A 6,676-nucleotide genomic window follows, 5' to 3' on the forward strand; every position below is an offset into this window, starting at 1 on the left:
CTTCTCCTTGGATAGGACCGTTTTCGTACGATGGCGGCAGACTGGGGCGGGCGGCGCCGGGATCTCGTCGATCCACAGTGGACGATCCGGGCACGGCTACTTGCGGCCCGCCTGGAAATTGCGGAACAGCAAGTGAGTGTCGATGATGTCGGTCTTCGCGCTCTGGACCGAGCGGTAGATACCCCACTTCGGGCGGACGTAGTCACCCTGGTCCGGGATGGTCACGCCGGTGCGGCTGCCCTGCGCGGCGACCGGCGCGCCAGGACCGGTGCCGTCGCGGATGACGCACGCGGCCGCGCCCTTGGCGCCGGGGGTCAGCGTCCACTCGACGGTGATCCACTTGTCGCGCAGCGGCGCGAGCCGGGTCGAGGCGATGGACGGGGAACCGGGATTCGCGTAGGCGCGGGCCTGGAGCATTTCGGTGCCGCCGTCGCGGGTGAGGTCGAGGGTCACCCACGGACCGCCGTTGGTGGACGGCGTCTTGGTCTGGAAGATGTGGGTGAACTTGCTGGTGCCGTGCACAGTGGACGGCAGGTACATCTCGTAGGAGATCGTCCACGTCTCGCCGTCGCGCATCTTCAGCGCGGAGCCGTTCTGCACCATGCCCTTGACTTCGGTGCGCTGGCGGTCGCCGCCCCCGGTGGTGTCGCGGTCGTCGGCCCAGATGTCGAACCGGTAGTGATCGCCCTCGACGTAGACGTATCTGCGGTCCGGATGCTGGTGGCCGCGGTCGGCTTCGATGCCTTCGAAGGCCTTCGTGCCGTCCGTCGCCGGGTTCGGATGCCACAACGGGGCCGCCGCGGGCACCGCGACCGCGCGGGACAGCGGGCTGAGCGCGAGCGGGGCGGCGAGGGCGGAGACGGCCAGCGTGCGCAGGGCCGTCCGCCTGGTGAATCCGCCGGGCCGGGACTGGGAGTCCGTCATCGTCGGTGTGTCCTTCCTGACGGCGGATCGACAGGGGTCACATCGGCCGGCGGAGGGGCGCCGAGACTTCGCAGCCTCGGCGTCAGGACATCCGATGTCTTCCGGGAATGAACGTAGAAGGGGGCAGGAACGGTGTCAACGCTGATCCGGTTTCTTGGGGAACCGGTGAGGAATTCACCCTGGAAGCGCGGGCTTTCCGGCTTCAAGTCGTGTGCCGGTCATCGGATCACTCGTCGGGTCACCAGGTGACGGGCAGTTCCCGTACCCCGTAGAAGACCGCGTTCTCCTTGTACACCAAGCGTTCCAGCGGTAGGGCCGGAGCGAGCGCGGGGAGCCGTCGGAAGAGGGTGTGGTAGGCGATCCGCAGCTCGACCCTGGCGAGGCCCTGGCCGAGACACTGGTGCGTGCCGTAGCCGAAGGCGACGTGGTGCCGGGCCCTGCGGTGGACGTCGAGCGTGCCCGGGTCAGGGAAGGCCGCGGGGTCCCGGTTGGCGGTGCTCTTCACGGCGATGATGCCTTCGCCCGCCCGGATCAGCGTGCCGCCGATCTCCAGATCCTCCCGCGCGACGCGGCGGGCCTCGGTGTGCGTGATGGACAGGTAGCGCAGCAGTTCCTCCACCGCGTTGGCCACCAGCTCGCGGTCGCCGTCGCGGACCGCGCGGAGCTGGTCCGGCTGAGCGAACAACGCGGCGACGCCCAGCGCGATCATCGCGGTGGTGGTGTCGTGCCCGGCCACCATGAGGAGCTGGCCGAGCACGGCGATCTCGCGCCGGGTCATCGCGCCGGTCCGGAACTGCTCGACGGCCAACCTGCTGAGCAGGTCGTCGGCAGGCTTGGCGGCCTTCGCGGCCACCAGATCCTCGAGGTAGGCGTTCAGTTCTTCGCTGGCGGCCATCGCCTGCTCGGGGTCGGGCTCGTCCATGACGAGGGTGTGAGCCACCCGCTGGAAGAAGTCGCGGTCGGCGTAGGGCACGCCGAGCAGTTCGCAGATCACCAGCGACGGCAGCGGCAGGGCGAAGGCCGCCACCAGGTCCACCGGTTTCGGCCCGGTCAGCAACTCGTCGACGAGTTCGTCGGCGATCCGCTGGATCCTGGGCCGCAAAGCGGTCATCCGGCGGATCGTGAAATCCGCGGTCAGCAGCCGCCGCTGAGCGGTGTGTTCCGGCGCGTCCAGCTGCATCAACGTCTTCATCCGCGCGTCGCGGGCCTTGCTGACGGCGTTGGTGTGCGGGAAACCGGGCCACGTCACGTCGACGCTCACCCGGGGATCGGCGAGCAGCGCGCGTACGTCCGCGTAGCGGGTGATCAGCCACGGCGTGCTGCCGTCCCACAGCCGCACCCGGGAAACCGGCGCCTGCCGGGCCAGCTCCGGTGCCGGGTCGAATGGGCACTCCGCCGCGCGGGGCATCGGGAACTCCGGCGGCTTCGCCTTGTCGGTCATCGAATCTCCTCACGTCGCCTCGCATCATGGCGGCGCGGGAGACCCCGGTAATCGGGCAAATCGGACGTGAACTACGTCACATTTCCGGGTCGTCCTAGACTTGTGTCCATGTCGGACACCCCGCCTCGTGCCGAGCCGTTCGTCCCGCGGACCGCCCCCGCGGTGCTGGAGGACCTGCGCGCGCGGCTCCGGGCGACGCGCTGGCCGGACGCGCCGGAGGACGCCGGCTGGTCGATGGGCACCGACCTCGGCTATCTCCGGGAACTCGTCGCCTACTGGGCGGACGAGTTCGACTGGCAGGCGCAGGAGGCGGCGCTTGCCCGGTTCCCCCACTTCCGCGTTCAGCTCGGCGGCCTGGGTGTCCACTTCGTACACGTCCGGGCGGTCGCGCCGGCGGGGCCCGTCCTGCCGCTGGTCCTCAGCCACGGCTGGCCGGACTCGTTCTGGCGCTACACCAAGGTCATCCCGCTCCTCACCGACCCCGGCGCGCACGGCGGCGACCCCGCCGACGCGTTCGACGTGGTCGTGCCCGACATACCGGGTTACGGGTATTCGGAGCGGCCCGCCGTCCCTCTCGATTCCATCGCTGTTGCCGGGCTGTGGGCCGAACTCATGGACGTCCTCGGCTATCCGCGGTTCGGCGCGGCCGGCGGGGACCTCGGCAGTCATGTCAGCCGCTACCTCGCCCTCGACCACGCCGACCGGGTCGTGGCCGTGCACCGCACCGACGCGGGCTTGCCCGTCTTCACCGGCGATCCGGCGGAACTCACGCCGGAGGAACGCGCCTGGTTCGAGGAAGTCGCGGGCTGGGGCGCGGTCGAGGGCGCGTACGCCGCCATGCATCGCACGAAACCCCAGACCGCCGCGTTCGGGCTGGCCGACTCCCCGGCGGGGCTCGCGGCATGGATCGTCGAGAAGCTGCGGTCGTGGAGCGACTGCGACGGTGACGTCGAGCGGCGCTTCACCAAGGACGAGATCCTCACGAACGTCACGCTGTACTGGCTCACGGAGACGATCGGCTCGTCGATGCGCATGTACCGTGCGAACGCCGCGATCCCGCCCGCGCAACTCACGCGCCGGGTCGAAGTGCCGTCCGGTTTCTCGATCTTCCGCGGCGATCTCGTCCGTCCGCCGCGGGCGTGGCTCGAGCGCACGGCGAACGTCGTGCGGGCCACCGAGCCCACGCGCGGCGGGCATTTCGCGGCGTTCGAGGAACCGGAACTCTACGCGGAGGAACTGCGCGAGTTCTTCCGTCCCTACCGGGCCGCGATCGGCTGAAAGGACGGACCATGGGGAACTACGCGACACGACGGGGCGCCCGGACCGGCGCGACGCTGTGGCGCGTGTCCTGCGACGGCCCGGAAAAGCACGTCGTCCCGGACGGCGTGATGGATCTGATGTGGTTCCAGGACCGTCTCGTCGTGGCGGGGGCCGACACCCGGACCATGGTCATGGAGACCCGGCCAGGCGAGGTGACCTGGGGCCTGCAGCTCGCACCGGGTGTGGCTTACGCACTCCTAGGCGTGCCGGCGGACGAACTGACCGACCAGCGCGTCGAGTTGTCGGAACTGGTCTCGCTGTCCGGGCCCTGGTCGTTCGAGGACGACGTGGCCGATGCGCTCGAACGGGTCCTCATCGCGCTGTGGACGCAAGCGGATCCGGAACGTGCCATCCTCCGCGAGGCCGCCTCGCTCGACCGCGCGGCGCGCGAAGGCCTGAGCGTGCGGGAGATGGCGGAGCTGCACGACCTGCCGGAGCGCTCCTTGCGCCGGCTCAGCAAGCGGCTCTTCGGCTACGGTCCCAAGACACTCACGCGGATTCACCGGTTCCAGCACGCACTGCACCTGGTGCGCGCGGGCCTGCCGTTGAGCGAGGCCGCGGCGACGGCCGGCTACGCCGACCAAGCCCACTTCACCCGGGAGAGCAACCTGCTCGCCGGCCGGACACCCGCCGCGCTGGCTGGCCGTTTCGTTCAATCCTGACGCCGTCGATGGATGACAGGGTTCTCGTATGAGCATCAATCTTGGTCGCGCCGGAGCGTTCATGGCTTCGCACGCGCGAGTTCTCGACCGGCGGCGCTTCGAGGCCGTCACGACCGACAGCGACGCGGCTCGTCAGGCCGTCATCGACGCGCTTGACGCCTACCGCAACCCCGACGGCGGCTATGGCTGGGGCCTCGAACCGGACCTGCGTGCCACGGAGAGCCAGCCGGGAGGTGCGCTGCACGCGTTCGAAGCCCTGGCCGACGCCGGCCCTGCGACCTCGCCACACACCGCCGCCCTCCTCGACTGGCTGGACTCCGCGACACTGTCCGACGGCGGGCTGCCCTTCGCTCTCCCGATCGCGGATCCCGTGGCGTGCGCGCCGTTCTGGGTCGGCGCGGACCCCGCGGAGTCCTCGCTGCAGATCACGGCCGCGGTGACCGCGCAGGCGTATCGGGCGGCGCGGTGGGACAAGACCATCCAGGACCATCCGTGGCTGGCCAAGGCGACGCGGTACTGCTTCGACGCGATCCGCCAGCTCGACGAAGCCCCCTTCGCGTATGTGCTTTCCTTCGCGCTCCAATTCCTCGACATCGCGACCGACACCCATGAGGAGGCGCGCGAGCTGATCGTCCATCTTGGACAGTTCGTCCCCCGGGACGGTGCGGTCGCCGTCGTCGGCGGGGCCGAGGGCGAGACGCTGCATCTTCTCGACTACGCGCCCGAGCCCGGCCGGCCCGTCCGGGACCTGCTCGACGCCCAGGCCGTGTCGGACGATCTCGACCGCTTGGCGCGAGGGCAGCGGCAGGACGGCGGCTGGGCTGTCGACTTCACCAGCTACTCGGCCGCCGCCGCGCTCGAATGGCGTGGCCACGCCACGGTCGGTGCCGTCTCGGTGCTCCGGTCGAACGGACGCTGAGTCAGGCGAAGCGACGTTCGATGTTCTCGGCTGAGAACCTGTTCAGGGCCTAGCCTGAGCGGTGTGCATGAGGATGCGTGGCAATGGGATTCGTTGCTCTACTCCGGTAGCGCCGCGTATTACGCGCGGGGACGCCTGGCTTATCCGAGGGCCCTCGTCGATGCGCTGGTGAGCGAGCTGCGCCTTGACGGTTCCGGTCGTCTTCTCGACGTCGGCTGTGGTCCCGGTTCGTTGACGCTGCCGCTGGCCGGGGTGTTCGCGGAGGCGATCGGGCTTGACGCCGACGGGGACATGCTCGACCAGGCCGAGCGTTTCGCCGCCGAGGCCGGGATTCGCAACGTTCGGTGGCTGCGGCTGCGTGCCGAGGAGCTTCCGGCCGGGCTTGGCGGCTTCAGGCTGGTCACGTTCGCTCAGTCGTTTCACTGGCTGGACCGGTCCAAGGTCGCCGGTGCGGTGCGCGGAATGCTGGCGGACGGGGGATTTTGCGCGCACGTCCACGCTACGACCCATCGCGGCGTGGACGGCGACGCCGAACTGCCGCATCCGCGTCCGCCGCACGCGGCGATCGGCGCGCTGGTGCGCGAGTATCTTGGTCCGGTGCGCCGTGCGGGCCGGAGCCGCTTGCCGCGGGGGACGGCTTCGGGGGAGGGCGAGATCTACCGGGCCGTGGGATTCACCGGACCGCGACGGATCGAAATCCCGGGCCGGGTGGTCACTCGCGCGATCGATGACATCGTCGCCGCGGTCTACTCGTTGTCCAGCTCGGCACCTCACCTGTTCGGCGACGACCGCGCCGAGTTCGAGGCCGATCTGCGGCGGCTGCTGCACCGCGCCGGCCCGGACGGCGTCTTCAGCGAGCAGACGCGCGAGATCGCCGTCGACCTCTGGCAACCGTGAACACGGCTCAGTTTGTCCTTTGTGGACGACAGTGCTGTGAAGGGCTTAGGTTCGTAGGTGGATGGTGTTGCGTCGTGGTGTGCGGGTGGCGTCGAGCCATGCGGGTGGGATGAATTCGGGTAGTCCGTCGGTGGTGATTCGGACTTCCCATTCGGAGTGGTGGATGAGCTTGTGGTGGAAGGAACATAAGAGGACGAGATTGTCCACTTTGGTCTCACCATGGTGTGCCCAATACACCACATGATGCGCCGTACAACGGTAGGCGGGCGCATCGCAGCCGGGGAAGGCGCAGCCGCCGTCGCGGCGGGTGAGGGCGCGTCGGATGGCGGGGGTGGCGAGGCGTTGGGCTCGGCCGACGTCGAGGGGTTCGCCGTGCGTGCCCAGGACCATGGGGATGATCTTGGCGTCGCAGGCGAGTCGTCGTGCTTCGGCTGCGGTGATCTCGCCGAGCAGATCAAGAGTGGCCTGTCCGATCCCGGTGCGTAGTTCCTTGAGTCCGACGGTGACGACGAT

7 protein-coding genes are annotated in these 6,676 nt (G+C 69.6%); 4 read left to right on the forward strand and 3 right to left on the reverse strand.

Annotated features, from left to right (window positions below):
* Positions 1-96 precede the first annotated feature (96 nt).
* Positions 97-924 (reverse strand): hypothetical protein, encoded by an 828-nt coding sequence (locus tag ACFWY9_RS02395; protein WP_378325670.1) that lies wholly within the window; start codon positions 922-924, stop codon positions 97-99.
* 238 nt (positions 925-1,162) lie between these two features.
* Positions 1,163-2,365 (reverse strand): cytochrome P450, encoded by a 1,203-nt coding sequence (locus ACFWY9_RS02400; RefSeq protein WP_378337964.1) that lies wholly within the window; start codon positions 2,363-2,365, stop codon positions 1,163-1,165.
* A 108-nt stretch (positions 2,366-2,473) separates the two neighbouring features.
* On the opposite strand from ACFWY9_RS02400, the gene ACFWY9_RS02405 reads away from it, so the two are divergent.
* From ACFWY9_RS02405 to ACFWY9_RS02420, 4 genes are all read left to right on the forward strand, one after another.
* A complete protein-coding gene (locus ACFWY9_RS02405; RefSeq protein WP_378337965.1) occupies positions 2,474-3,643 on the forward strand; it encodes an epoxide hydrolase family protein in 1,170 nt (389 codons plus the stop codon).
* 11 nt (positions 3,644-3,654) lie between these two features.
* Complete coding sequence (locus ACFWY9_RS02410; protein ID WP_378337966.1) at positions 3,655-4,347, forward strand: helix-turn-helix domain-containing protein; 693 nt, start codon at positions 3,655-3,657, stop codon at positions 4,345-4,347.
* A gap of 28 nt (positions 4,348-4,375) precedes the next feature.
* Entirely contained in the window at positions 4,376-5,266 is an 891-nt protein-coding gene (locus ACFWY9_RS02415) for a hypothetical protein (RefSeq protein WP_378337967.1), read from the forward strand.
* A 63-nt stretch (positions 5,267-5,329) separates the two neighbouring features.
* Complete coding sequence (locus tag ACFWY9_RS02420) at positions 5,330-6,163, forward strand: class I SAM-dependent methyltransferase (RefSeq protein WP_378325677.1); 834 nt, start codon at positions 5,330-5,332, stop codon at positions 6,161-6,163.
* A 45-nt stretch (positions 6,164-6,208) separates the two neighbouring features.
* Here ACFWY9_RS02420 and ACFWY9_RS02425 read toward each other — a convergent pair.
* A partial coding sequence (locus tag ACFWY9_RS02425; protein ID WP_378337968.1) for a DUF222 domain-containing protein occupies positions 6,209-6,676 on the reverse strand: 468 nt, incomplete at its 5' end.

Origin of the sequence: Amycolatopsis sp. NPDC059027 (assembly GCF_042739735.1) — a bacterium.
Lineage (GTDB): Bacteria > Actinomycetota > Actinomycetes > Mycobacteriales > Pseudonocardiaceae > Amycolatopsis.